The following is a 26,151-nucleotide window of genomic DNA, read 5'->3' on the forward strand; positions in this document are numbered from 1 at the left end:
CGAACTCAGCAGTGAAACGATGCATCGCCGATGGTAGTGTGGGGTTTCCCCATGTGAGAGTAGGTCATCGTCAAGATTAAATTCCGAAACCCCAATTGCGAAAGCAGTTGGGGTTTTGTTTTGCGCGGTAAAAAAGCGTTGTAGAGCTTTTTTCCTTTCCTTCGCCGTCGATATATAGCTCCGCTACAACGTCATGAGGAACTGATTGTCTCGTGACAAAACACCATTGCGTACCGTTGAAGAAATCGATGCAAAGCGTCTCTGCATTTTTGGTAAGGTGCAGCTCATTTTCAAAGGGACTTATCTTCATTCGCAGGACGCGGCAACGATCTTTTTCAAAGAGATGCTGTAGAAATGCCTGAAGTGATACCGATCAAGGACCACGAGAAAGAGAATCGCCTGGTCAACAAACGCCTGCTTGCCTGTGCGCTGTTGGTCATTGGCATTACCTGTGCCCTGGTGGGCCGTATGTATTTTTTGCAGGTGGTGCAGTTTGACTATCACTCTACGATCTCCGAAAACAATCGCGTCCACGTCCTGCCTATCACTCCCACCCGTGGGCTGATCTATGACCGCAACGGTGTAGTGCTTGCCGACAACCGCCCCAGCTATAACCTGACGATCACCCGCGAGCGCACCACAGACCTTAAAGGTGAGCTGGACACGATCATCGATTTGCTGCATTTGCCTACCGAAGATCGTGGATTGTTCGACAAGGCTCTCAAGCAGGCACGCCACCCATTTGTTCCTGTGACCTTATTTTACGAACTCACCGAGGAACAGATCGCAGTGCTGGCTGTGAATGAGTTCCGCCTGCCCGGAGTTGATGTAGAACCCCAATTCGTTCGGCATTACCCTCTGGGTCCGCATTTTGCTCATTCGATTGGTTACGTAGGACGGATCAACGAGAAGGAGTCGAAAGTCATCGACTCGGTGGAATACCGTGGCACCCAGTCGATCGGTAAAACTGGGATCGAGCGCTTCTACGAGTCCGAGCTGCATGGTCATGTGGGTTACGAAGAGGTTGAGACGAATGCTCAGGGCCGGGTGCTTCGCGTACTCAAGCACACCGACCCGGTCCCTGGAAAAAATATTGTCCTGAGCCTTGACGTCAAACTTCAGGAAGCAGCAGAGCAAGCCTTGGGGGATCGCCGTGGTTCGGTGGTTGCTCTCGATCCGCAAACCGGCGAAGTACTGGCCATGGTCAGCAAGCCAAGTTTCGATCCGAACCTCTTCGTCACCGGCATCAGTTTCAAGGAATATGCCGCACTGCACGACTCTATCGACCGGCCTCTGTTCAACCGTGTCCTTCGGGGCCTGTATGCGCCAGGCTCAACCATCAAGCCCGAGGTGGCCATTGCCGGCCTCGACAGCGGTGTCGTCACTGCCCAAACCCGCGTGTTCGACCCTGGTTACTACCAGCTACCGGACTTTGACCACAAATACCGCAACTGGAACCATAGTGGCGACGGTTGGGTGGATATGGACACGGCCATCATGCGTTCCAATGACACCTACTTTTACGACTTGGCCCATAAGCTGGGGATCGATCGCCTGCATGACTACCTGGCTGAATTCGGCCTGGGCCAGAAAGTGTCCCTGGATATGTTCGAAGAATCAGCCGGGCTGATGCCATCCCAGGCTTGGAAGCGTGCTACACGACGCCAGCCGTGGTTCCCCGGTGAGACGGTGATCCTCGGCATCGGCCAGGGCTATATGCAAGTCACCCCGTTGCAACTGGCTCAGGCTACCGCTTTGATCGCCAATAAGGGCGTATGGAACCGACCACACTTGGCCAAGACCATCAATGGTGTGCCGCCAGTAGACGAAAACCCCATGCCCAACGTGGTCCTTAAGGACCCGCGCGAATGGGAGCAGGTTAACCATGGTATGCAACTGGTTATGCACGACCCACGCGGCATCGCGCGGGCGGCCGCGCAAGGTGCGCAGTATCGAATCGCTGGCAAGAGTGGTACCGCGCAGGTTGTGGCGATCAAACAGGGTGAGCGCTACAACCGCGAGAAAACGCGGGAGCGTCATCGTGATAACGCCTTGTTTGTCGGCTTTGCCCCGGCCGAGCATCCAAAAATTGTTATTTCGGTCATGATCGAAAACGGCGAGGCCGGAGGCCGTGTGGCAGGGCCTGTGGTGCGGCAGATCATGGATGCTTGGTTACTCGACCAAGAAGGACACCTTAAACCGCAATATGCGACACCTGCTAAAGCGCCTGGAGATCCTCACGTTTGAGTCATGGTTTCCATTCATTCCAGCTCTCTACGCCCTCGTAGACCAGCCATGGTTTAGCCTGGGCGGTCCAGATGTGCGAGGTTGGCCGGACGCCGGGATCATCGTCCAGCGTCGCCACTCGCACAATGACATGGGGCTGGTGTTCTCGCTCTGCGATCAAATGAGAGCCGCAGCGTGAGCAGAAATGCCTGAACTTGCCCGGCGAAGACTCGAAGGAGGCCAGCAGTTCTTCCCCTTGCATCCAGCGAAAGTGCTCACGCATCACCCCGGCGGTGGTAACAAACGGTGCCGCATGCACCTTGCGGCAGCTGTCGCAGTGGCTGACAGGCATGTCCAGGCGGCAAACTTGATAGCGCACCGCTTTACAAAAGCAACTTCCGTTGAGTGGGTCAGTCATAAGGTAGGGTCAGGTCATGGACGGGTCATCATCATTGCTTACAACTCCAGGTTGCGCATTGTTTGATGTCACCTACGGTCAATGGAGGAGGTGACTTATGCACGTATTAGATCGCATCGAGCGAAAAATCCTGCTCAACGCTTCACGTAAAAAAGTCTGGGATGCGCTGACAGATGCCGAGCAATTCGGCCAATGGTTTGGCATTGCTCTCAAGGGCAAGGCTTTTGCCGAGGGGGAGACCGTTGAGGCGCCGATCACTTACCCCGGTTATGAGCATGTGATCTGGAAGGCCAGGATCGAACGCATACTGCCCCAGACCCTGTTCTCGTTCCGTTGGCATCCATTCGCGGTCGACGACACGATCGACTATGACAAGGAAAACCCGACCCTGGTGGAGTTCACTATCGAGGACCATGCGCCCGGTATTCTTCTGCGGGTGGTTGAGTCAGGTTTCAACGAAATTCCCGATGCCCGTCGCCAGAAGGCGTTCAAGATGAATTCCCGAGGCTGGGACGAGCAAATGGGCAACATCGAGAACTTCCTCAAATGATGCCCAATGTGTATTTACCATCGGAAACTGTCTGACAAGGAGAGTGCCATGTCTGGCCAACGTCATTACCTCGGATTCATGCCGCCCTACATTCTTAATCGCCTGATTGATCATGGCTCGGAATGGCAGCGTTCGCGCGCATTGAAAACCCTGACGCACGTCCGTCAGTTTTTGCCCGCGACCGCTCGCCAGTCCCAGGCGTCCGTGGCCGAGGCCCATCAGCCCGGTCAACTGCAGCGCAATATTTACGATGCTCAACACTTGACCGTGCTGCCGGGCGCGCTGGTTCGGGTCGAAGGTCAGCGTGCCAGCGGCGATGTCGCCGTAGATGAGGCGTACGATGCCTTGGGTGCCACCCATGACTTTTTCTGGCAGGTCTATGGTCGAGACTCTATCGACAACCGGGGCTTTGCGTTGGCCGGCACCGCGCACTACGGAGAGGGCTATGAGAATGCGTTCTGGAATGGTGCGCAAATGGTGTTTGGCGACGGCGATGGCGAGGTGTTCCAGCGGTTTACGCGCTCGCTCGACGTGGTGGCGCACGAACTCACCCACGGTGTCATCGAAAGCGAAGCGGGCCTGGTCTATCGCAATCAATCCGGTGCACTCAACGAGTCGATTTCCGATGTGTTCGGTGTGCTTACGCGTCAGTACGTCCTGAAGCAAACCGCAGAGCAGGCCGACTGGCTGATCGGCGCCGACCTGCTGACCGACAAGGTCAAAGGTAAAGGCCTGCGCTCGATGTCCCACCCTGGCACCGCCTATGATGATCCTGTGCTCGGTAAAGATCCGCAGCCTGCGCACATGGACGATTTCATCAATACCCAAGACGACAATGGCGGTGTGCACCTCAACTCCGGTATTCCCAATCGCGCGTTCTACCTGGTCGCCATAGCACTTGGCGGTTCGGCCTGGGAGCGGGCTGGCCAAATCTGGTATGACACCCTCTGCGACAAAAACTTGGACAACGACGCTAACTTTCAGGCCTTTGCTACTCTGACCGTACAACATGCCCACCAACGTTTCGGCACTGAAGCGGCTGATGCTGTGCGTAAAGCCTGGGAGGAGGTTGGCGTCGGTCTAGCAGGAGAATCACCCAATGAAAGAACTTCCGGCCTTGGGTAACGACGCCACCGTGCGCCTGTCCCGTCAGGGCGGCCAGGTGACAACTATGACCCGGCCGCGTGAAATCGAATTTGCTCAGTGCAATGTCGACGAGCGTGAGCAAATCTGCAATGTGCTGAACCGTTGCCTGCCGCAAACGTCGACGGACGTAGGCCGGGGCGATCAGCGCTTCTATCAGATTGAAGTTCGCTATCGCTCGGACAATCGTGATGATCAACTGCGTTTTACGGTACCGGAAGACCAGGCCTCGGAAGAGCTGAAGCGTTTATGGGACAAAGGCCAGGTGTAATACCTGTTCTGCGTGAGTATTACTTTTCGCCCTGAAGCTCGCGCCGCGTAGAATCACCGGCTCAAAGCGATTTCTGAGGTGCGGTACGGTGGATTTACAGCAGGGTTTTGTCCTGACCCGGCATTGGCGCGATACCCCGGCGGGCACGGAGGTCAGCTTCTGGCTGGCCACCGACCAAGGGCCACGGTATATCCGTCTACCCGTGCAGACCTCCGTGATGTTTATCCCTGAAGCCCATCGCAAGCCGTTGGATTGGCTGCTCAAGGGGGAGCGCGATGTCGAGTTGCGCCCGCTGCAGCTGTGTGACTTCCATCACCGCCCCGTCCTCGGTCTGTATACCCGCCAGCATCGCCAGTTGATGGACCTGGAAAAACGCTTGCGTGCCGCGGGCGTTGATGTGTACGAGGGCGACGTACGGCCTCCTGAGCGCTACATGATGGAGCGTTTCATCACTGCGCCCGTGTGGTTCGGTGGTACGCCGCAGGCCACGGGCGTGCTGTCGGACGCCCAGATGAAACCCGCGCCGGACTACCGCCCGCCGCTCAGGCTGGTGTCCCTGGATATCGAGACCACCGCCCAGGGCGACCTGTATTCCATTGCCCTGGAAGGCTGCGGCGAGCGCCAGGTGTATATGCTCGGGCCGCCCAACAGCAGCGGCGCCGTGGACTTCAAGCTCGACTATTGCGACAGCCGCGCTCAGTTGCTCGAACGTCTCAATGAGTGGCTGGCCGTCCATGACCCCGACGCCATCATCGGCTGGAACGTGGTGCAGTTCGACCTGCGGGTGCTCCATGAGCACGCCCAGCGCCTCAATGTGCCCTTGCTGCTCGGGCGCGGTGAAGAGGCCATGAGCTGGCGTGAGCATGGCAGTCGCAATCATTACTTTGCGGCAGCGCCGGGGCGTTTGATCATCGACGGCATCGAAGCACTGCGCTCAGCGACCTGGAGTTTCGAATCCTTCAGTCTGGAACACGTTGCGCAGACCTTGCTGGGCGAAGGCAAGGATATTTCTACGCCGTACCAGCGCATGGACGAAATCAACCGCATGTTCGCCGAGGACAAGCCCGCCCTGGCGCGCTACAACCTCAAGGACTGCGAGCTGGTCACGCGGATTTTCGAGAAGACCGAACTGCTCAAGTTCCTGCTGGAGCGCGCCAGTGTCACCGGGCTACCGGCTGACCGCAGCGGCGGCTCCGTCGCCGCGTTTACCCACCTCTACATGCCGCTGATGCACCGCGCAGGCTTCGTCGCGCCGAACCTGGGCGATAAGCCGCCCCAGGCCAGCCCTGGCGGTTTCGTCATGGACTCACGCCCCGGCCTCTACGAGTCGGTGCTGGTGCTGGATTACAAAAGCCTGTACCCGTCGATCATTCGCAGTTTCCTGATCGACCCCGTGGGCCTGATCGAAGGCCTCAAACACCCCGATGACCGCGAATCGGTGGAAGGTTTTCGCGGTGCTCGGTTTTCCCGCACGCGCCATTGTCTGCCGTCGATTGTCGCGCGCGTGGCCGAAGGGCGTGAAGCGGCCAAGCGCGAACACAACGCACCGCTGTCCCAGGCCCTGAAAATCATCATGAACGCCTTCTATGGCGTGCTCGGCTCCAGCGGCTGTCGGTTCTTCGACACGCGTCTGGCCTCCTCGATCACCCTGCGCGGTCACCAGATCATGCGCCAGACCCGCCAATTGGTTGAGGCCCAGGGCTATGAGGTGATCTACGGCGACACCGACTCCACCTTCGTGTGGCTCGGCCGTGCGCATTCCCAGGAGGATGCCAGCCGCATCGGCCAAGCGCTGGTCACGCATGTCAACGATTGGTGGCGCGAGCACCTGAGCACCGAGTTCGGTTTGCAGAGCGCCCTGGAGTTGCAATACGAAACCCACTTCACGCGCTTTCTGATGCCTACCATTCGCGGCGCGGAGGAGGGCAGCAAGAAGCGCTACGCCGGCCTGGTCGTGCGCAGCGATGGTCACGAAGAGATGATCTACAAGGGCCTTGAGACCGTGCGCAGTGACTGGTCGCCCCTGGCGCGACAGTTCCAGCAAGAGCTTTACCGCCTCATCTTTGACCGCAGGCCGCACCAAGCGTACATCCGCGATTATGTGCGTCGAACCTTGAACGGCGAACTCGACGAGTTGCTGGTCTACCGTAAACGCCTGCGCCGCCGCCTGGACGATTACGAACGCAACGTCCCGCCCCATGTGCGAGCGGCGCGTTTGGCAGACGATTACAACGACCGCCTGGGTAGGCCGCGCCAGTACCAGCGTGGCGGCTGGATCAGCTATGTGATCAGCGTCAACGGGCCTGAACCGCTGGAAGTGCGCCAGGCGCCGATTGACTACGATCACTATGTCACCCGCCAATTGCAGCCGGTGGCCGACGCGATTCTGCCGTTCGTAAATGATGATTTCAGCACGTTGGTCGGCGGGCAGCTGGGGCTGTTCTAAAACACTTGCGATGCACGGTCGGGCGTGTGCACGCTTGGGGCTCATCGCCATTAAGGAGAGGCCATGATGTATACGCTCTACGGCACCGACGAATCCGGCTCATGCATGATCGAAATCGCCTTGCAGCGTTGTGCAGTACCGTGGCGTCGGGTGGACGCCAGCTCCTGGCACGACGGCGAAGGCAGCGAGGCCCTGGCGCGTATCAACCCGCTTAAACAGATCCCGACGCTGGTGATGCCCGATGGTCAGGTACTGACGGAGAGCGCCGCCATCCTGATTCACCTCGGCCTGGCATTCCCCGACGCGCACCTGCTGAGCGGCGACCGCGCGCAGATCATCCGGGGCCTGGTTTATATCGCGGCCAATTGCTACTCGGCGATCGGCATCATCGATTACCCGCAGCGCTGGTTGGGCGAGGCGCCGGAGGCGGTGCAAGCGCAACTGGTCTGTGGCACACGCCGTTATCTGCATCAAGCCTGGGTGGTATTCGCCGAACAGTTTGCCGAGCAGTTGTTTGCCGACAACGGTGAGCCCAATGCTCTGGGCATCATGGCGGCGGCGGTGTCGCGCTGGGACGCGGCGCGGGAGGCGTTGAGCGCCGTGGCGCCAGGCTTTGCGCACACCCTGGCGCGTGTGGATGCCGACCCTGGCGTGGCGCCCGTGTTCGCCCGGCATTGGCCGCAATGGACGGTGTCGTGATGATTCTGCAATCAGGCGAAACAATCCCTGCGACCCCGCTCAACCCCTTGCGTCACGGGCGTCCTGACCTACTCTTTCTCAAAGTGCCGTAGGAATCATCCTTGAATTTGACTGTCGCAGACATGAAACTCAAGAACCCTGCATGGAATTCAAAGGAGGTGCGCATGCTCATCCGGTCGCTGACCCTGGCTACCTTGATGGCGTTTACGGGGCCGCTGTTGGCGGCTGAGGATATCAACCCGCTCAAGCAGGATTTGGGCAAGGCCCGGCCGCTGGTGGTGGTGGAGCTTGATTCCGGTAACGATACGTTGGCCAAACTCAAGAAAGAGTTGGACGAGCCGGCTATCAAGCAGTCCTTTGAAGAACGCAGCATGGTGTTCTACACCGTCAAGTTCGGCAGTATCGGAGCTGAAGGTGAGAAGTTCGCCAAAGACCCGAAAGACAACAAGAAACTCACCCCGCCGGAAACCAACGCATTGATCCGCGCCCTCAAGCTCGGTGCCGGCAGCGGCACCAAAGTGATTCTGGTGGGCAAGGACGGTGAGAAGAAGCTCGAAAAGACCGTGCCGCCGGACACCCTCGACCTCAAGGAATTCTTCAGCACCATCGATCAGATGCCCATGGCGGAAAAAGAAGCCGCGGCGGCTCCTGAACCCCAACCTGCGGCGCCTGCCCCGGCTCCGGCCAAGGGCGCCAAGCCTGCTAAACCCGGTAGCAAACCCGCGGTGCAACCATTGGATGATTGATGTCGGCAGGAGCGAGCGTGCTCGCTCCAACCGCTATGCCCGCTGTTTGCGCAGCGGAAACGGAAAATAGAAGAACCGCAGGAACGCCACGCGCTTGATCACCTCCCCAATCAACAACGGCGCGATCACCGCCACCCCAAACCCGATACACGCCGCGACGAATTCATGCAGCCCCAGGCGCACCAGCAGGTCGACCGTCTTGTGCTGGATCTCGCCATGGAAGATCAGCAGGATCAATGTGGACTGACCGATGTAGGTCATCGCCCGCGTGAGCAGGGGCGACACCATGATCACCTTCGCCAAAGCCCAGCACAGGTACACGCCGATCAGCGCCAGCAGGCTGGTCCACAGCCAGTGGTCGTAGCGACGTTGCGCCAGGTCCATGGTGGCGTGGCTGTAGAGGAACACCGCGGCGAACAGCACCACCGACACCAGCAGCGTCAGCCATGAACCGGCGTGGGTACGCAGCCAGTCGCGCAACAGGTAGCCATACACGAAACAGGCGCTGCTGATCAGCGTGATGTCGAGGCTGAAGGGTAAGCCGGGCAGCACCCACGTGTGCTCGCCGAGCGTCACCGGCAGTTGCCAGAACCACGGCAGCATCCAGATGCCCAGCAGCAGCGGTACGATCATCGCCGCGCAACTCACCGCCAGCGGTAAACGTTGAATCAGCCGCAGCAGCACCCAACTGAACAGAATCGCCACCCAGAAGTGCGGCAAAAACCACAGCGCCTGCCACGGGATTGTGCCCACCGTGGCATACAGCACGCCGCCGATATCCGGCAGTAACGGTTGGCCGCGCAGTACATCGCGCACGATCACATACACCAGCATGGTGAAGAAAAACGGTTTGAGCAGACCATCGGCCTTGCGCAGCGCCATCTCCACAAACGGCTGTTCCGGCTTGAAAAGCACCCCGGACAGAAAGAAAAACAATGGCAGCACAAACGACGCCAGGACCGGATACAGCAGATCGGGCGAGGTGGCGACGAACCAACTGTGGGCATACACGATCACCAGGATGCCGATGCCTTTGGCGATGTCCATTTGAATCCAGCGATGTTTCACCTCAATGCTCCCATTCGATCAAGCCCAATCTCACGCTTTACGCCACGGCTTGAGCCACAGTCCCATGCCCATCAACACCACGGCGCCGGCCAGTGTGCTTAGCCCCAACTGCAGCCACACGCCCTGCACCGGGAACAGCACCAGGGCCCCCAGGCCCAGTGCCAATGCGCTGAGCAGCCAGTGGCGCATCCACGGTACGGCGCCGAGCAAGCCCTGGCGCTGCATCAGCAGCAGCGCGGTGCAGATCACCCCGGCCAGTGCGGCCAAGGGGATGCCCGCCAGGCCAAACACGAAGGGCAGGGCGCCCAGCAACAGCACATTGACCAGGCTGCCCAGCAGCTCGCAGCGCAGCGGCTGGCGTGTGTCGCCGGCAGCGTAGGCGTAGCGTGCGAGCAAGGCGTTCCAGGCGCCGAACACTAGCGGCACGGCAAACCAAGCCAGCAGCAGCGGCAGTGGCGAATCCATCGCATGCTTGGGCAGCAGCAGCGTCACCAGGCTCGGCGCGGCAGCCACCAGGCCGACGCCGGCGGGCAGGGTCAGCACGCTGGCGGTCTCCAGGCCGCGCTTGAGCAAGGCCAGGCGCTCATCGCCCTGACGCCGGCTCATCATGCCCAGCAGCACCTGGTTGAGGCTCATCAGTGCAATCAGCGGCAGGTTCATCAGCTTGCGCGCCAGGTTCACCCAGGTCACCGCGCCTTCCCCCAGCAGCGATGCCACCAGGCGTTCGATCAAGGCCAGGCCCTGGCTGGCGCCGTTGCTCAGCAACAGCGGGCCGATGCGCTGGCCCAGTTCGCGTAAAGGCGCAAGCCTCAGTTGCCAGCGCCATGGGCGCCAGCCCTGACGCCAGATCGATGGCAACAACGCCAGCGGCATCAACAGGCTGCCGACCAGGCACGCCAAGGCCAACGACTGCGGCTGCGTGGCGCTGCCCGCGAGAGCGAGGTAGGCCACCGGCGGCAGGTTGAACAGCAACGACCCCAGGCCCGCCAGCACAAAGCGTTCGTTGGCTTGCAACGGGATACTGAACAAGGCGTGCAGCAGCAACCCCGGCACGCACCAGGCAACGATCTGCAAATTATTGCCAGCCAGGGCGGCGGCACCGGCGGCCAGCCCTGGCCCCAGTATTTGCACCAGCCACGGCGCCAACAGCGTCAGCAGCAGACTGGTCAGCAGTGCAATCAGCAGCAAGGCCGGAAACAACACCGCCAGCCAATCCGCTCGCTCGCCGTCTTTGCGCGCCAGGAACAGTGGCAGGGCGGCGGCACTCAGCACGCCCCCGGCCAGGGACATGCGCAACGCTTCGGGCAGGAACAACGCGATCAGGAACGCATCGCTACGTTCGCCGGCGCCCCACGCCGCCACCAGCAGCCATTCGCGCGCAAACCCCAGGCACAAGCCCAAGAGGGTCGCCACGGTCAGCCATGCGGCGGAGCCGAGCATCAGGAGTGGGCGCCATCAAGCAGCGGCTTGCCGTAAGCCACACGCTTGACCTGCGGCACGCGCGCCGGAAACAGCCGCCGCGCCTCCAGTACATTGATCCCCACCATCAGCCAGAACAGCGCCACCATCACCACCGCAAAACTGAAGTAGTGATCGAACAAGCCGCTGACCAGCGCCGCCAGGATCCCGGCCGTGCTGCCCAGCCACAGGGCATTGTCCTTGGTCAGGCGGATCGGGCCTTTGTCCGGGCGCGCTTCACGCCACCAGCGCACGGTCACCGCGACGAACAGCAGCATGCCCACCAGACCGATCTTGTAGATGTAATTGAGCCATAGGTTGGAGATCCCCAGCAGGTGCGAACCGGGCACCGGTGGGTCGGCCTTGAACCCGATACCCAGGGGATACGCCGCCACCGCCTGCGGGAACATGCGGTACTCGTCGAAGCGTACCTCCGTACTGGCATTGCTCGACGAAAAGATGGTTGCCAGGCGATCCTGCAACGGCGGATAGGCCAGCACCAGCGCTACTGTCAGCGCGGCGCCGATCATCAGCAGGCGCCCGGTGTACGGCACTCGCCGCGTGGCCATCCAGATCAAAACCAACGCCAGGCTGACCATCGCGCCACGGCTGCTGGCCAGCAGCAGCGCCGCCGCGCCGAGGCACGCCACGCCCAGGCCGAGGGCGCGTTTCCAGCCTTGTTCGGTCATGCCGAAGCAGAATGCCAGCGGCAACAGCAAGGCCATGATCCCGCCGATGGCATTCGGGTGGGTCCAGGGCGAACCCATACGCGACGACATGGCTTCCAGCCCGAACTTGAGCATGTCGAAGTTGGCGTAGTTGAACATCGCCAGGATCGGCGCAATGCCGGCACCGGAGCGGGTGCGCACGAACACGGCGATGGACAGTAGCAACATCGCCAGGGTGCCCAGCAGCAGAGCGATCACCAAGGCTTCGCGGTGTTTGCGCTGCACCAGCAGTTTGGCGGCGAGAAATACCCCCGACAGGTTCAGCAACCAGCGCAGCCAATTGGCTACGCCACTGGTGTCGGCCTGGATGGTGACCTGGCCGACGATAAACGGAAACACGCTGAACAGCATCAGCCACAGCAGCATCTGGTCGGTCGGCCGCGACGCGAGGCTCGGCGTGGCGGGCAGGCGCGCCAGCAAGCTGTGCCACAGGATCGCGCCCCAGGTCAGGGCCAGGATCGCTTCGCTGACCGTACTGCGGATGCCCAGATTGACGGTGGAGTACGGCATGAACGTCGCCAGCCCCGCAAACAGCAGCAAGCCCCATAACGGGAAGCGCAAAATGGTCACCATGCCCGCCAGGCCGATCACCGCCAGGAATGCCTTGGCCGGTGACAGCAACAAGGCCAGGGCACCAAACAGCAGGCCGAAAAGGATCGCGACGAGGCTTGCCAGATTCACTCTCACTTCAGTTCCTCAATCAGGTCGGCCAAGCGCTGGCGATAGGCCTGGTGATTGAAGCGCTCGGCCCACAGGCGGCGTTGCTCCGCTGAATCCTCAGCGGGCCGTTGGCTCAGGCTGAGCATCAACTGCACCAGCGCCGGGCCGTCGGAGGGGGAGAAACGCGGTGCGGTCGGCGGCGTGATTTCATCCAGCGAGGTACCGCTGGCCACCGCCACCGGCGTGCCGACGCTCAGCGCTTCGATCACCGGCAGGCCGAAGCCCTCGGCGTATGAGGGTTGCCATAGGCGTAAGGCGTGGCGGTACAGCGCGTGCAGCTCGCCATCCGACACGCCGCTCAAGGCTCTAATGCCGGGCAGGCTACGCTGGGCCTCGGGCAAATGATCGAGGCTGCCCACCAGCACCAGTTCCGGCACTGCGGGTGATTGGCGTCGCGCCTGCTGCCATGCGTCCACCAAAAATGGCACGTTTTTGCGCAGCTCGCGGGTGCCAACCAGCAACCAATAGCGCGCGGGCAACTGGCGCGCCGTGAGGTCGGCGGCCAGCGTGGAAAACCCGTCGACCTGATTGGGCAGCACGCGGATCTTGCCCGTAGCCTTGGGAAACAGCCGCGCGGTTTCGTCGGCGCTATATTGCGAGGGGGTCCACACCCGATCGGCGCTATGCACCGCATAGGTGATCGACAGGCGATCGCTGGTCTTGTAGATCAGCGCCTTGAGGCGGTTGGCGTGGTAGTTCTGCAGGGTGATCTGGAACAGGTCATGCAGCAGCACCACGGTACGCAAACCCGGTGGTTTGGGCGGCAGCGGCAGGCCCATATTGAACGTGCTGATATACAGGTCGATGTGCTGCTCGCGTAGCGCCCTCGGCAGAAAACCGGCTTCGAAGCGCAGGCGATTGTGTGGCTGGTGCATGGCGGTTTTTGCGCAGCCCCAGGCCGGGCAGTGGGCCTGCAAGCGCGCTTCGTCGCCCAGGGGCGCCACGGTGAACCGTTCGAGTTCGAGGCCCGGCAGGCTGTACAGTGCGCTTTCCAGCGCATACACCTGGCGGCTGATGCCCGATTGCGGCGATGTACCAACGGTGCGGTAATCCAGGCCTATACGCATGCGGGTGCCTCGTGCGGGTGCGGCAACAGCGTGGCATAGACACGCTCCAGCTGGCTGGCGGCAACGCTCCAATCATGGGCGCGGCGTACATAGGCGCGGCCGGCGTCGCCCATCGCGGCGGCGGCCTCCGGGTGCTGCAGCAGGCGCACCACCGCATCCGCCAGGCCGGCCGCGCTTTGCCCGCCGAGGTAGTCCAGACCTTCCACCAAATCCAGCCCCGACACACCTTGCTCGGTGCTCGCCAAGGGCAGGCCGGCGGCCAGGGCTTCGAGTACCTTGAGCTTAGAACCGCCACCGTGGCGCAGCGGCGCGAGGAACACCGAACAGCTCGATTGCAGGTGCAGCAGGTTCGGCACAAAGCCTTGCCATTCGATGCGCGAGTCCGGCCAGCGCGCGCGCCAACTGCCAGGCATGCCGAAGCCGCACACGCTCATGCGCGCCTCGGGGCAACGCTCCCAGACCTTGGGCAGAATCTCGTCCAGCGCCCACTCGATGGCATCCACATTCGGCGCATATTCGTAGTTGCCCAGGAACAACACGCGCTGGGTCGAAGGGTCGGGATGGGCGCCAGCAAAGTGGCCGCAGTCCACACCATTGACCACTACCGCCACCGGTTTGCCGGCGATGCCTTCCAGCACCTGGGCATCGCTGGGGGTAACGGCCACCACTTGGGCGGCCTGGCGCATCACCCGCTGCTCCCAACGCTGATAGCGCCATTGGTCGTAGCGGATGAAGGGCAGCGACCAGCGCGGCAGACGGTGGTAGGTCGCGGCGCCGAGGGCCGATTCCACATTGTGTTCGGTCAGCACAAAAGGCTGGGACAGTCGAGCCAACGTCTGCTCGTAGGGCTCAAAGGTATAGGAATGCTCGATCTGCACCACGTCCCACGGCTCTTTCAGCAATTGCTCGAAGCGCTTTTGCAGCGGCCCCGACAAGCCGTTGACGCTGGCCAGCAACGGGTAGGGCGCGAACAATCCGGCCACCAAGGTCTTGAGGCTGCGCAGCGGGCGGCGCGGCAGAATGATCACCTGTTCGAGAAACGTCTCCAGCATTTGGCGGTCGGCGGGCGCCACCGGGTGTTTGTCGTGCAGCAGCAAGGTGATCCGATGCCCGCGCGCGGCCAGGCTGCGCAGCAGGTGGAACTGGCGCGTCTTGCCGCCGCTGGTGGCTGGCCAGGGCGAGTAGGGCAGGATCCATAAAATGCGCATGGCCGTTTCTAGTCCCATAACAGAATTTGCAGGTTCGGTTTGACCGCTACGGTCAGCCCTTGTGTGCCGCTGACCGGGGTTTGCGTGCCGCGCAACGGGTCATACAGGGTGGCGCGGGCCAAACCGGGCAAGTGCGCGTTACCGCCCTTGGCCGACCAGAAGAACCATAGCTTGCGCCCGTCCGCGCGGGTCCAGCCGATGCTGAACAGGCCGTCGGGCAGGCGGTCGGCGTTGGGCGGGTCGGCGGGAGTGAGCGTGGGCCCGCTGACGTCAAGGAAGTTTTTCAGCGCGGTGTAGACCGGCTTGGGGTTGGCGTCGATGTCCAGCAAGCCGTAGGACTGATCGCGCACGCTGGCGCGTTGGTCGAGGTCGCTGAGGGTGAACAGGAAAATCCTGTCGTAGTCCAGCGCGCTCATCAGGGCCAGGCGCCGCACCACGTAATCGGCCTGAGTTTGCGCAGAGATAAGGTCCTGCGCGTCCTTGGGCCCTTTGTACGTCGACCAGCCCCACTCGGTACTCCACAAGGTCTGGACACCACTGTTGCGCAGGGTCTGGTTGAGCTGGGTGGTCTTGGCGACAAAGTCCAGGTTGGCCGTGTCGTTGCCTTCGGGCAACTGGGTGTACGGGTGGTACGAAATGACCGTGTTCAGGCTGGCCACGCCCAGCGCGCCGAGGGCGTCGAGCATGGACTGGCCGTTGGGCATCTCGCCGAAGAACGCCATGCCGGCGGCCACCACCGGTTTGCTCGGGTTGACCGTGCGCAGCGCCGTGGCGGTGATCGTCAGCAGCCTGGCATACCCGGCCGGGTCGGCCACCGGGCGCCAGAAGCCCAGCAGGTTCGGCTCGTTCCACACTTGCCAGGCGTTAACGCTGGGGTAGCGCTGGGACAGCAACAGCATGCGGTTGGCGAATACGTTCGGGTCTTTGGGCGGGTACTGGTCCTGATAGGGCGCGCCGACCGGTGCGGTGGTTGCGAAGGGCGCGGACCCGACCAGATAGAACACCGACTTGAGTTGGTTGTCTTGCAGCTTCTGCACCAACTGATCCAGGGTCGCCACCCGGTATTGCCCCTCGACGGGCTCCAGTTGGTCCCAGTGCAAGTCCAGGCGCACCCACTCCAGACCGAGCGCCTTGAGTCGGTCGATCTGCTTTTGATAGCGCTCGGGGCTGAACCATAGGAACTGCGCGTTCACCCCGAGAAAATCCTTCCACACCACCGGCTTGCCGGCCTTGAGCACATGGCTTTCGGCATCCGCCGGACGGCCCCAGAAAAACGCCGTCAGGCTCAAGGCTGCAACGATGGCCAGGCTGGCGAGGTACGTGCGTTTACGCGCCATGGCGGGCTCCTGCGATGGCTTGACCGAACAGTTCGACGAATTTTTCCGCAGTCAGAGGCCACAAACGCTGGCGTCCGATTTCCCCGGCGCGTTCGGCCCAGTCCCGGGCCAGCAGCGGTTGACGTGCCAGCCTCAGAAGCTGCTCGCTCAGCGCGGCCACATCGCCCTCGGGATAGATCGCCCCGTTGCCGCTGGCCACTTCCTCGGCAAAGGCGCGGGCATCGGAAGTGATCGCGCCGCGCCCGCAGGCGGCGGCCCAGGACAGCGCACCACTGGTGCCACGCTGGCGCCCCAGCAGGCCGAGTTTTTTCGACTCGCGATAAGGCAACACCATTACATGGTGATCTTGGATGGTCTGAGCGATCTGCTCAGCCGGCAGGTTCAGTTGCCAGTCGACGGCATCGGCCAGGCCCAGTGCGACGATCTGAGCGTTGAGCTGTTCCAGGTAGTTGCCGCCCGCGCCGAAAGCCATCTCCGGCGCGGTGCCGCCGGCCAGTGTCAGGCGCACCCGTTCGCGCAACTGCGGGTCTTGTTTGAATACGTCCGCCAGCGCCTGAACCAGGTCTTCGATGCCCTTGCCGCGGTAGATAAACCCAAAGTACAGCAGGCGCAGGGGCTCCAGCGGCGGCAGTGCAACCGGGTCGATGGCCAGGTTGGCATGGTTGATCACCGCCACTTTGCCGGCGGGCAATTGCATGCGCTGGCTCAGGCACCCCGCGCCCAGGCGCGTAAGGGTAACCAGACGCGTCAGGCTTTGGGCCACCTGACGTTCTTCGCGCAGGGTCAAGGGATCGGTCAGCACCACGGCCGCCTGAGGCATCGGGCTGGGCAGGCGCTCCACCAGATTCAACGGAAATGGCAGACGCTCGCGTCGCCAGACCATGCGCTCCGGGTCGTGTACGGTGGCGGTCAGGGGCAATCGCGGGTAGGCCTTGCGCAGTTCACGCAAGGCCAGGAATTCCCCCAGGCGTCCGCCGCCCAGCTCGGCGTGGACCAGGTCCACGGTGTGCCAATCAAAGGCGCTGATGGCCGACCTGATTGCATCGCTGTTGCCCGCCACGCCCGCCAGCGGGGTCAGCACCGTCACGCCACGCGCTTGGAGTGCCGTGCGGAAATGGTTCGCGTAGTCGGCGATGCCATTTTTCTCCGGCGGCAGCGGCGCGAGCAGGGCGATACGCATCAGAACGCTCCCCGGTATTTGGCGATGGTCTTGAGTACTTTGGACGGCACTTCGAACTTGCGCCGGTTGATGATGATGCCGTCGACTTTGCCGAACGCAGTGTTGAGGATCGATAGCGCATGCTCGACCACCGGCACCGTGCTCTTCTGGGCTTCCACCACCAGAGCGATCAGGTCGGCGCGGCGCAGCGCGATAAACGCATCGCGGTTGTCCAGCAGGGCCGAGGCGTCCAGCAGCACCACTTCGCCCGGCGCCGCCGGCTCAGCGCCGCCGACCCGTACGTTGATGCCGTTTTCATCGAGTAGCTGGCGCAATTGTTCGACCACAAAGGTCACCCCTTCGCCATGTCGCGCCGAGGTCAGGCCCAACGTCAGACCCTGTTCGGCGATGCGGTCCGGGCGCAACAGGCTGTAGAGCCGGTAGATGCTCGCATTGAACGCGTTGGTGCCTTGCGCGGTGCTGGTATCCAGTTCCGGCAGGGTGGTCCACAGCGGCAGGCCGAACTTGCGTTCCACCAATCCACCGTCGTGGATGCGCTGATCCAGCAGGTAGCACAGGTACACCACCAACAGGCCGACAACGATGGCGAACGGAACCGCCAGCACCAGCATCACCAGGGTTTTGGGGAAGATCCGCCCAGGGTTGAGGGTGGCTTCTTCGATCACCGCGATATTGCTGATCTGGCTGTTGTCCAGCTCACGGTCGATGCGCGATTTCTCCAGGTTGTCGACGTACAGCGCGTAGTTACGCTCGGTGGCGCTCAGCTCGCGGGCCAGGCGGGTCAGTTCCGGTTCAATCTCCAGGGCTTGCTTGCGTTGGCCTTCAAGGTTGGCCAGTTGCTTCTGTTGCTGGGTCAGTTGGGTGCGCAGGGCGCGATTGTTGCTCGACTCGTCCAGCAGCACCCGCTGCAAGTGGATTTCCAGGGTGTTGGGCGCGCGGTTCTCGGAGCTTTGCACCGTGTTGCTCTCGCTGGCGACCTGGGCCTGCATGGCTTTGATCGACGCATCCAGGGCTTTGACCGGCGGCGCGTTGTCAGTGTAGGTGCGCATCATGTCAGCCTTTTCCAGCAGCTTCTGGTTGAGCAGGCGGCGCAGGTCCTGCTGCTGCGGGTTGAGTGCGATCTGGCGCACCGTGGTGACTTCCTTGGGCTGGCTCTTGAGCTGGTTGCGGGTGCTCTCGATGGCGCTGTCGGACGAGGCGATCAGACGTGTGGTGTTGAACACCTCGCCACGCAGCACATTGATGCGCTCGGACAAATCCTCCAGTCGATCGGTGATGCTCGCCGCGCCGATTTGATTCAGGTGCGTAAGGATCTGCTGCTTGTAGCTGTTGATCTCGGTGGCGCTGTTGGACACCTGCCCCTCGTAGAAGGCATAGAGGCTTTTGCGCCCCAGGGCCTGGGTGCGTTCGCTGATATAGGTTTCGACCCAGTGCTTGACCACCTCCTGGGCAATCTGCGGATCGCCCCAGGTGAAGGTGATGTCCATCACCGTGGAGCCGGCGGCATGGCTGACGTCAAAGTTCTTTTCCAGGCTGGCGGCGAGGCGTTCCACCGGGGTGGTTTTTTCCACGATGCCAACGGTTTCCAGCACCACGCGCAGGCCGTCGAACACCGCGCCGATGGCGCTCTTGACGTAGTACTTGATGCGCTTCCAGGCGCCTTCCGGCGGCGGTGCGTTATTGATCACTTCCAGGTAGTGCTCGGCCACCGCGCGCACGATCGGCCGCCCGGTCAGCAGGCGCTCCTCGTCGACGATCGGGTCGCGCTGGGTGCTGGGCATGACCAGCGCCTGGCGGTTGCTGATCTCGATCGGCAGCGTCGAGTCACGCCCCGGCTTGACCAACAGGCGCGCGGTGGATTCGTACTTGGCCGGCAGCAGGAATGCCCCCAGCAAAATGATCACCAGCGCGGCAAGGGCCGCCAGTTTGAACTCGTGGCGGAAGATGAAGAACAGGCGCAGAAGATCGCGGAAAGAACGGATCTCGATCATGGGATGTCGCTCCTTTTAATTGCTGCCGCCGCTGGTGCGCGTGTAGTTGTAGCCGACGCCAATGGACTTGGTGAACGGAATCAATTGGTTCAGGTAGGTATCCACCCCCTGGATGCGTTCACCCACATTGGACTTGGGCACGAACACCACATCGCCACGTTGTAGCCGCACCGGTTTGCGCCCGTTGGGACCGGTTTTGAGCAATTGGCTGAAGTCCAGAAAGTACGCGCGGTAGGCACCCTGGGCGTCCTCGCGCAGCAACGCGACCATGCTGGCGTCGCCCGCCGGGTTGATCCCACCCGCACCGACGATGGCTTGCTCCAGGGTATTGGCCGTAGCGATCTGCACCGCCGTCGGGTTGTTTACCGCGCCGCCGACAATCACCGAGTTGGCCGGCGCCTGGTTGATATTTACTGTCACGCGCGGCTCGCGGTAGGTGGGCGCGAGTTTGTGGGTCAGCTCGGTGGCCAGCTCCGAGGGCTGGCGTCCGGCGACCTGGATCGGGCCCAGAAACGGATAGTTGATCTTGCCGTCGGTTTGCACCGTGTACAGGGTCAGCTCGTAGATGGTGCTGACGTTGAACGCCGATAGGGTGGGCATCTCGCCGGCGTCGCGCACGATGCGCAGTTGGTCGCCGATGCGGATGCGTTCCACCGCCGGCGGCAACTGCGCCAGTTGGTCGAGGGCGCGCTTGCCGTCCTCGACGGTTTTGTCATCCGGCGCCTCGATACGCGCCGGTGTATTGCAGGCGGCCAGGGCCAGCATGGCCAGGGCGAGCAGGGTTCGTTTCATCAAGGGGGACTTCCTGTGGGTCATGATGCTCACCTCCAATACCCGGGAAACATGCTGATGCGCCGCTTGAGGGACACCGGCAGGCGCCGCTCCAGGTGGCCAAGCCGGTAACCCAGCCATTTGAATGCACTGCGCACCAGCACCTCGGGCGCGCGGTGCAGCGCGCCGGCCTTGCGCAAGGCAGCCAGTTCCGCCAGCACGTAGCGCTTGCCTTCGCCGCCCGCGTCGCCGAAGGCTTGGCGGATCCACGGCTCGCGGCCGTAGAACACGCCGATATCGAAGTAGCGGTGAAACTCGTCCATGAGTGAGTAATCGTGGGAGTGATGCACCTGCGCCGTGGCGGCGTAGCGCACCTTGTAGCCATCGAGCAGCAGGCGCGCCGCGACGTAGGCGTCTTCGCTGCCGATCACATCGACGGGGAACCCACCCACGGCGTGCAGCGCGCTGCGTCGGTACACGGCAAACGAGTCGGAGCTAAAGCAGGTCTTGATCCCCAGCTCCGGCGCGTCGACCAGGCTTTTGCTGCGGCTGTGGGGCGGGTAGTTGAAGTGCCGCGACTGCGCCCCCAGCATCCCGGCGTCGGGGTGCGGTAACTGGCGCCCATAGGCGACGCCGTTGAGCGGGTCCTGCTGCAGCTCATCAAGCAGGTTGGCGAAGGTGTCGGGGGCAGCGGGAATGGCATCCTGGGTCATCACGATCAGTGCGTCGCCGCCCACTTGTTCGCTGGCCCAGCGCCGGGTGCCGCCGTGATTGAAGGTGCGCGCGTCGATCACTTCGACCCGTGCGCCGAAGGCGCGAAAGCGCGCCACGGTGTCATCGCTGGAGGCGCTGTCCACCACCAGCATCTCGTCCGGTTGCAAGGTTTGCATCGCCAGGGCCGGCAGTAACCGCGCCAAGTGGCTGGATGCGTTGCGGGTCGGGATGATCAGCGCGGTACGCATGTCATTTTTTCGCGTCGGCCGGGGCGCGGCCGTAAATGTCATCGAAGCGCACGATGTCGTCCTCGCCCAGGTACTCGCCGCTCTGCACCTCGATCATTACCAGGTCGATGATGCCGGGGTTGGTCAGCCGGTGTTTGTGCCCGGCGGGGATGTACGTGGATTCGTTGGCGTTGATCAGAAATTCCCGTTCGCCGTTGGTGATCTGCGCCGCGCCGCTGACCACCACCCAGTGCTCGCTGCGATGGTGATGCATCTGCAGCGACAGCGACGCCAGTGGCTTGACCACGATGCGCTTGATCTTGAAGCGGCTGCTTTCCTCCAGCACCGTGTAGGTGCCCCATGGCCGCGTGACGGTGCGGTGCAGGCTGTACGCCGGGTGATTTTGACGCTTGAGTTCGGCGACGATGTAACGCACATCCTGGCTGCGGTGGGCGTCGGCGATGAGCAGCGCGTCGGGGGTGTCGACAATGATCAAGTCGCGCACGCCGACCGCGCCGAGTACGCGTTTTGGCGAGTCGATGTAGCAGTTGTGTACGTCATGCAAAATCGCTTCGCCGTTAACCTGGTTGCCGTGGGCATCGTTGGGCGTGAGTTGGCGCAGCGCTTCCCATGAGCCGATATCGCTCCAGCCGATGTCGCAGGGGATCACGGCAACCTGGGCGGACCTCTCCATCAGCGCCACGTCGATGGAGATATCCGGCGCCTTGCCGAACGCCTCCGCATCCAGTTCACGCTGGCGCGAGGCGCTGTTCTGCAGGCTCTGGCTGTGTTCCAGCGCGGCGCGTGCGGCTTGCAGCACGTCGGGTGCATGGGTGGCCAGTTCATCCACCAGGGTGCTGGCCTTGAAGCAGAACATGCCGGCGTTCCACAGGTGTTTGCCACCGTCGAGGTAGGCCTGGGCGGTGGCCTGATCGGGCTTCTCGACGAAGCGTTTGACCCGGTTGCCGTGGGTGAGCGCTTCGCCTTGCTCGATATAGCCAAAGCCGGTTTCCGCGTGGTCGGGCTGGATACCGAAGGTCACCAGGAAACCGGCGTCGGCCAGTTCGCGGGCCTGAGTCACGGCTTCGGCGAACGCGACTTCATTCAGTATCAGGTGGTCCGCTGGCATCACCAGTAACTGCGCCGCATCGCCGAAATGCTCCTGCACATGCAACGCCGCCACCGCGATGGCCGCCGCCGTGTTGCGCCCGAACGGCTCCAGCAACAGGTCCAGGGGCAAGCGGGCTTTGTTCACGCTGCGGTAGTCATCGAGGGTGCGAAACAGCAGGTCGCGGTTGGTCACTGTCAGCACATTTTCCACGCCGGGCAGTTTGGCGGCGCGCTGGAAAGTTTTCTGCAACAGGCTCTGGCCGTCACGCATGCGCATGAAAGGCTTGGGCATGTTTTGTCGCGACACCGGCCACAGCCGCGTACCCGAACCACCGGAAATGATGCAGGGGATTAATCCGTTGAGGGTATTCATCAATACACTTCCTTGGTGGACAGGACGGCCGGGACCGTCATGAAAACGATGTACAGGTCAAACCACACCGACCACTTGGAGATGTATTCCAAGTCGTACTCGACACGTTTCTGGATTTTGAACAGGGTATCGGTTTCCCCCCGGTAACCGTTGATCTGCGCCCAGCCGGTGATGCCCGGTTTTACCCGATGACGGGAGCTGTATTCGCTCACCGCCACTTCGAAGGGAATGCCCGCCGCCTTGGTCGCCGTGGCATGGGGGCGCGGGCCGACCATGGACATGTTGCCCAGCAGCACATTGAACAGCTGTGGCAGCTCGTCGATGCTGGTCTTGCGGATAATGCGCCCCACACGGGTGATGCGCGGGTCTTCGCGGGTGGTCTGACGCTCGGCGGTGAAGTCGCTCTGGTCGGTGTACATCGAGCGGAACTTGAATACCCGGATCTCGTTGTCGTTGTAGCCGAAGCGGTTCTGGCGGAACAGCACAGGGCCTTTGGAGTCGAGCTTGATTGCAATCGCCGTCACCAGCATCACCGGCGACAGCGCCACCAGCGCCAGGCTGGCCAACAACACATCCTCGCAACGCTTGATCACCGGCGACCAACCGCGCAGGGGCAATTGCGAGGTGTTGAACATCAGGATGCCGCCCACGTCGGTGATGCGGCTGTGACCGTAGCGCAACGCGGCCATGTCGGGCACCAGCATCACGTTCACCGACATCTGCCGCAGGCGGTTGACCAGGCCGTGGATACGTTGCTCGGCGGCCCAGGGCAGGCAGATCATCACCTGGTTGACCTGCTCGGCGCGGATCAGCTTTTCCAGGTCGCGAGTGTTGCCCAGCAGCGGCAGGTTGCTCAGTTCCTTGGGGATGCGCTCGGTGCGGTCATCGATAAAGCCCACCAAGCCGGAGCGAATATCGCCGTTGCGCTGCAGGTGCTCGGCCACATGCACGGCGGTGTCGGTAAAGCCCAGAATCACTGTACGTTGCAGGTATTTGCCCTGGCGCATCAGGCTGCGGTACAGGCGCAGCATCAGCAGGCGTTCCAGGCAGAACAGACCGAGGCTGGCGATGTACCACGCCACCAGGTTGCGCGGGGTCAACTGCGGGAACATCTGCAGAATCTGGTACATGAACAACAGGATGCAAAACGCCGCCGACCACGCCTTGATCTTGGTTTTCAGACGCATGCGGTTGCTGAACAATTCTTCGGAGTAGATGCCCAGCGCCTGGAACAAAATGATGGTCAACGCCGCAAAGAACACCAGCAGGCCAAGGAAGTGCGTGCGCATCTCCGGGGCCATCGGGTCCAGGAAAAACACCAGCACCAACGGTGGCAAAATAGCCGACAGACCGTGGATCAATTTGACGAAAACAACAAAGAATTCAACAAAACCGGCGCGCGTTAAAAACAGGCTGTCGACGGACGACTTCTGTCGCATAAAACATCCCTCATTGCACTCCAGGCGTGTCGTTTCGGCGTTTAAGCAGCAAGCTGCATTGGCGCTGAGTTGAACAACGGCACGCTGGGTAATACGCAACTATTCAATTCAAAAGGATCAATCCAATTGAATTGAATACGCGGGGCTAAAACTAAGGAGCGTTTCCTTTAAGGATTAGTCAACGAGTTGACGATGCTGCGGAATGGCTTGTTAGAAGGGTTAAGCGCTGGAGCTTTCGGCATTTTATTGACCTTCCTTGTTCGAGACTATCGCCTTTGAATATGCTTTTGAGTGTAGGAATAAATATGAGATTTTTCCTGCTCAATGCAAAAAAACCTTTTTCGAAGGGAGGTAGGAAAGGGGGACAAAAGGTCAGGCAGGACCCACTGGAGGCCCTGCCACCGGGCGGGGAGGGTTCAGAAGTTACCTTTCAGACTGACCGTAAAATTACGCGGCTCCCCATAAAAATTGCCCCAGGAGGCAGTGCCCACCGTGTTGTAGTAGGTCTTATCGAACAGGTTGTTGCCGTTGAGTGCTACCGTCCAGGTGTCGTCCACGCGGTAGGCCACGCGTGCGTTCCACGTTGCGTAACCGGCCTGCTCCAGCTTGATGGTCTGTACGCGGTAATTGCTGCTCTGGGCATTGACTCCGGCGCCCATGCTCCATTTCGACAGCGCGCCGTCGAGGGCGTAGTCACCCCACAGACGCAGCATGTGACGGGGTACATAGGTATTGGACGCCCCACCTTCCTTGGCGGTGTCGATGTCATTCAGGGACTTGGTCTGGGTATACGTATAGCCCCCGAACACTTGCAGACGATCGAGCACTTCACCGCTGATTTCGGCCTCGACGCCCTGGGCGCGGACTTTGCCGGCGTCGGTGTAGCAATAGCCATCGGAGGAGGTCGCGCAGAAGCTGAGGTAGTCGGTTTGCGCGCCGTTTTTTTCGATGGCGCGAAATAGCGCCAGGGAGCTGTTGAGTCGCCCGTCGAACCATTCGCCCTTGATGCCCAACTCGTAGTTCTCACCGATTTTCGGCTTGAGCGCGGCGCCGTCTGCGGTGGCGTACGAGCTTTGTGGCTGGAAGACGTCGGCATAGCTGGCATACACCGAGAGGTGCTCGTTGAGGTCGTAGATCAACGCGGCGAACGGTGTGACCTCGCCATTTTCCTGAGTGCGTGCGTCCTGCACGGCCCATTCTCCCCACGCCAGATTGTTGGACTGGCGACGGTTTTCGTACCAGCTCACGCGGCTGCCCAGGATCAGCATCAGCGGCTCGGTCAGGCGCAGGCGCAAGGTGGCGTAGGTGCCGTATTGGATCGCGGTTTCCTTGACCGTGCCGCCACGGTACATGTTCGGCCAAAAGGTGCTGTTGGCCGGTTCGGGAAAGTGATGGTCGGGTTGGTAGATGCTCTGGCGACTCGGCAGGTTTTGGATGGCATACACGTCGTCCTGGGTGCCACGGCTGCCGTTGGCGCCGAGTATCAGCTCGTGTTCCAGGCCGAAGGCTTGGAATTTGCCGTCGACATAGGCATCAAGGCCGAAGTCCTTGTGGTCGTAGTCCATCAGTGCGGCATAGGAGTTCGCCGTTGGCGCCGGGTTGTCATAAGCAATGGTGCCTTCGCTGGCAGCGTATTTGGTGTCTTGGAGGTTGCGGCTGTGTACCGCCGAAATCTTGAGTTTCCAATCGTCGTTGAACTGATGACTGAGGTCAGCGAAGAATGTGCTCCGTCGGCTCTGCCAGTCGTTCCAGGATTGGCCCAGGCAGGTGGATCGGCTGAGGTTGGCACTTTTGCCGTCGGCGTAGCGAGGCAGGCCGCCCCAGCATGGCGTGGCGTCCACCTCTTCATAGCTGGCGCCGACGCCCAGGGTGGTGACGGGGCTGAGGTCGATGTCCAGCGCGCCGTAGAAGGCTTGGTCCTGGCGCTTGGAAATGTCCATATAGGAACCACGGTCGCGCTGGCTGATCGCGGCTCGACCGCGCACCGTACCGCTGTCGTTCAGCGGGCCGGTGGTATCGACCTCTGCGCGGTAGTCGTCCCAGGTCCCGGCAGACAGCGATAGGCTGGTCGTGGGCTTGGCCTGCGGCCGCTTGCGCACGAAGTTCACCGCACCGCTGGCGGTACCGGCGCCCTTAAGGATGGTCTGAAGTAGCCATGTATTTCCCCGGCATACCACCTAGCGCAACTTTTAAACTCGCCAAATGATCAAAAAACAATCAATTCGACGAGTATTTCTTACGTTTTCGCCACCCGGACCCCA

Annotated in this window: 20 protein-coding genes, 1 rRNA gene and 1 pseudogene; 8 read left to right on the plus strand and 14 right to left on the minus strand. The window is 61.6% G+C overall.

Annotation, left to right across the window (positions count from 1 at the left end; genetic code table 11):
- Positions 1–76, plus strand: a 5S ribosomal RNA gene (rrf, locus tag FIV35_RS30430); the annotation flags it as partial.
- Positions 77–354: 278 nt separating this feature from the next.
- Positions 355–2,247, plus strand: coding sequence for a penicillin-binding protein 2 (gene mrdA / locus FIV35_RS28490; RefSeq protein ID WP_034137667.1), 1,893 nt, complete (start codon positions 355–357; stop codon positions 2,245–2,247).
- Position 2,248: 1 nt separating this feature from the next.
- Here mrdA and FIV35_RS28495 read toward each other — a convergent pair whose 3' ends face one another.
- The gene (locus FIV35_RS28495; protein WP_034137668.1) at positions 2,249–2,644 is read right to left on the minus strand and encodes a GFA family protein; all 396 of its coding nucleotides are present in this window, start codon (positions 2,642–2,644) and stop codon (positions 2,249–2,251) included.
- 97 nt (positions 2,645–2,741) lie between these two features.
- On the opposite strand from FIV35_RS28495, the gene FIV35_RS28500 reads away from it, so the two are divergent.
- The 6 genes from FIV35_RS28500 to FIV35_RS28525 all read left to right on the plus strand — a co-directional run bounded on the left by FIV35_RS28500 (position 2,742) and on the right by FIV35_RS28525 (position 8,499).
- Positions 2,742–3,194 carry an SRPBCC family protein gene (locus FIV35_RS28500; RefSeq protein WP_034137669.1) on the plus strand — a complete coding sequence of 151 codons (453 nt, stop codon included), beginning with the start codon at positions 2,742–2,744 and terminating at the stop codon, positions 3,192–3,194.
- Between the two features lie 48 nt (positions 3,195–3,242).
- Entirely contained in the window at positions 3,243–4,319 is a 1,077-nt protein-coding gene (locus FIV35_RS28505) for a M4 family metallopeptidase (protein ID WP_034137670.1), read from the plus strand.
- Positions 4,294–4,608 (plus strand): protealysin inhibitor emfourin, encoded by a 315-nt coding sequence (locus FIV35_RS28510; RefSeq protein WP_034096802.1) that lies wholly within the window; start codon positions 4,294–4,296, stop codon positions 4,606–4,608. Before FIV35_RS28505 ends, FIV35_RS28510 begins: the two co-directional genes overlap by 26 nt.
- 88 nt (positions 4,609–4,696) lie before the next feature.
- Positions 4,697–7,054: a DNA polymerase II gene (locus tag FIV35_RS28515; RefSeq protein ID WP_034137671.1), complete on the plus strand. Its 2,358-nt coding sequence runs from the start codon at positions 4,697–4,699 to the stop codon at positions 7,052–7,054.
- Between the two features lie 66 nt (positions 7,055–7,120).
- Positions 7,121–7,753 carry a glutathione S-transferase family protein gene (locus tag FIV35_RS28520; RefSeq protein ID WP_034137735.1) on the plus strand — a complete coding sequence of 211 codons (633 nt, stop codon included), beginning with the start codon at positions 7,121–7,123 and terminating at the stop codon, positions 7,751–7,753.
- Positions 7,754–7,917: 164 nt separating this feature from the next.
- Positions 7,918–8,499 (plus strand): DUF4174 domain-containing protein, encoded by a 582-nt coding sequence (locus tag FIV35_RS28525; RefSeq protein WP_034137672.1) that lies wholly within the window; start codon positions 7,918–7,920, stop codon positions 8,497–8,499.
- A 33-nt stretch (positions 8,500–8,532) separates the two neighbouring features.
- On the opposite strand, the gene FIV35_RS28530 is transcribed toward FIV35_RS28525, so the two are convergent.
- The 13 genes and pseudogenes from FIV35_RS28530 to FIV35_RS28590 form a co-directional block, all read right to left on the minus strand.
- Positions 8,533–9,567, minus strand: coding sequence for an acyltransferase family protein (locus FIV35_RS28530; protein ID WP_034137673.1), 1,035 nt, complete (start codon positions 9,565–9,567; stop codon positions 8,533–8,535).
- A gap of 30 nt (positions 9,568–9,597) precedes the next feature.
- Complete coding sequence (locus FIV35_RS28535; RefSeq protein ID WP_034137674.1) at positions 9,598–11,007, minus strand: lipid II flippase MurJ; 1,410 nt, start codon at positions 11,005–11,007, stop codon at positions 9,598–9,600.
- Complete coding sequence (locus FIV35_RS28540) at positions 11,007–12,434, minus strand: O-antigen ligase family protein (protein ID WP_034137675.1); 1,428 nt, start codon at positions 12,432–12,434, stop codon at positions 11,007–11,009. Before FIV35_RS28540 ends, FIV35_RS28535 begins: the two co-directional genes overlap by 1 nt.
- Before the next feature lie 2 nt (positions 12,435–12,436).
- Positions 12,437–13,540: a glycosyltransferase family 4 protein gene (locus tag FIV35_RS28545; protein WP_034137676.1), complete on the minus strand. Its 1,104-nt coding sequence runs from the start codon at positions 13,538–13,540 to the stop codon at positions 12,437–12,439.
- Positions 13,531–14,748, minus strand: a complete 1,218-nt coding sequence (locus tag FIV35_RS28550; RefSeq protein ID WP_034137677.1) for a glycosyltransferase family 4 protein — start codon at positions 14,746–14,748, stop codon at positions 13,531–13,533. Before FIV35_RS28550 ends, FIV35_RS28545 begins: the two co-directional genes overlap by 10 nt.
- A gap of 8 nt (positions 14,749–14,756) precedes the next feature.
- Positions 14,757–16,085 (minus strand): GH39 family glycosyl hydrolase, encoded by a 1,329-nt coding sequence (locus tag FIV35_RS28555; RefSeq protein WP_034137678.1) that lies wholly within the window; start codon positions 16,083–16,085, stop codon positions 14,757–14,759.
- Positions 16,075–17,265 (minus strand): glycosyltransferase, encoded by a 1,191-nt coding sequence (locus FIV35_RS28560; RefSeq protein WP_034137679.1) that lies wholly within the window; start codon positions 17,263–17,265, stop codon positions 16,075–16,077. The genes FIV35_RS28555 and FIV35_RS28560 overlap by 11 nt, the downstream gene beginning before the upstream one ends.
- On the minus strand, positions 17,265–19,256 hold the full coding sequence (locus tag FIV35_RS28565; RefSeq protein WP_034137680.1) for a GumC family protein: 1,992 nt from the start codon (positions 19,254–19,256) through the stop codon (positions 17,265–17,267). Before FIV35_RS28565 ends, FIV35_RS28560 begins: the two co-directional genes overlap by 1 nt.
- Positions 19,257–19,271: 15 nt before the next feature.
- The gene (locus tag FIV35_RS28570; RefSeq protein WP_034137681.1) at positions 19,272–20,048 is read right to left on the minus strand and encodes a polysaccharide biosynthesis/export family protein; all 777 of its coding nucleotides are present in this window, start codon (positions 20,046–20,048) and stop codon (positions 19,272–19,274) included.
- A gap of 29 nt (positions 20,049–20,077) precedes the next feature.
- The gene (locus tag FIV35_RS28575; RefSeq protein ID WP_034137682.1) at positions 20,078–20,989 is read right to left on the minus strand and encodes a glycosyltransferase family 2 protein; all 912 of its coding nucleotides are present in this window, start codon (positions 20,987–20,989) and stop codon (positions 20,078–20,080) included.
- 1 nt (position 20,990) lies between these two features.
- On the minus strand, positions 20,991–22,451 hold the full coding sequence (locus tag FIV35_RS28580; RefSeq protein ID WP_034137683.1) for a mannose-1-phosphate guanylyltransferase/mannose-6-phosphate isomerase: 1,461 nt from the start codon (positions 22,449–22,451) through the stop codon (positions 20,991–20,993).
- On the minus strand, positions 22,451–23,890 hold the full coding sequence (locus FIV35_RS28585; RefSeq protein WP_034137684.1) for an undecaprenyl-phosphate glucose phosphotransferase: 1,440 nt from the start codon (positions 23,888–23,890) through the stop codon (positions 22,451–22,453). The genes FIV35_RS28580 and FIV35_RS28585 overlap by 1 nt, the downstream gene beginning before the upstream one ends.
- 416 nt (positions 23,891–24,306) lie before the next feature.
- Positions 24,307–26,031 (minus strand): annotated as a pseudogene (locus FIV35_RS28590) (TonB-dependent siderophore receptor); the annotation flags it as partial.
- Positions 26,032–26,151: the final 120 nt, after the last annotated feature.

Origin of the sequence: Pseudomonas rhodesiae (assembly GCF_007858255.1) — a bacterium.
GTDB classification, from domain to species: Bacteria; Pseudomonadota; Gammaproteobacteria; order Pseudomonadales; family Pseudomonadaceae; genus Aquipseudomonas; species Aquipseudomonas rhodesiae.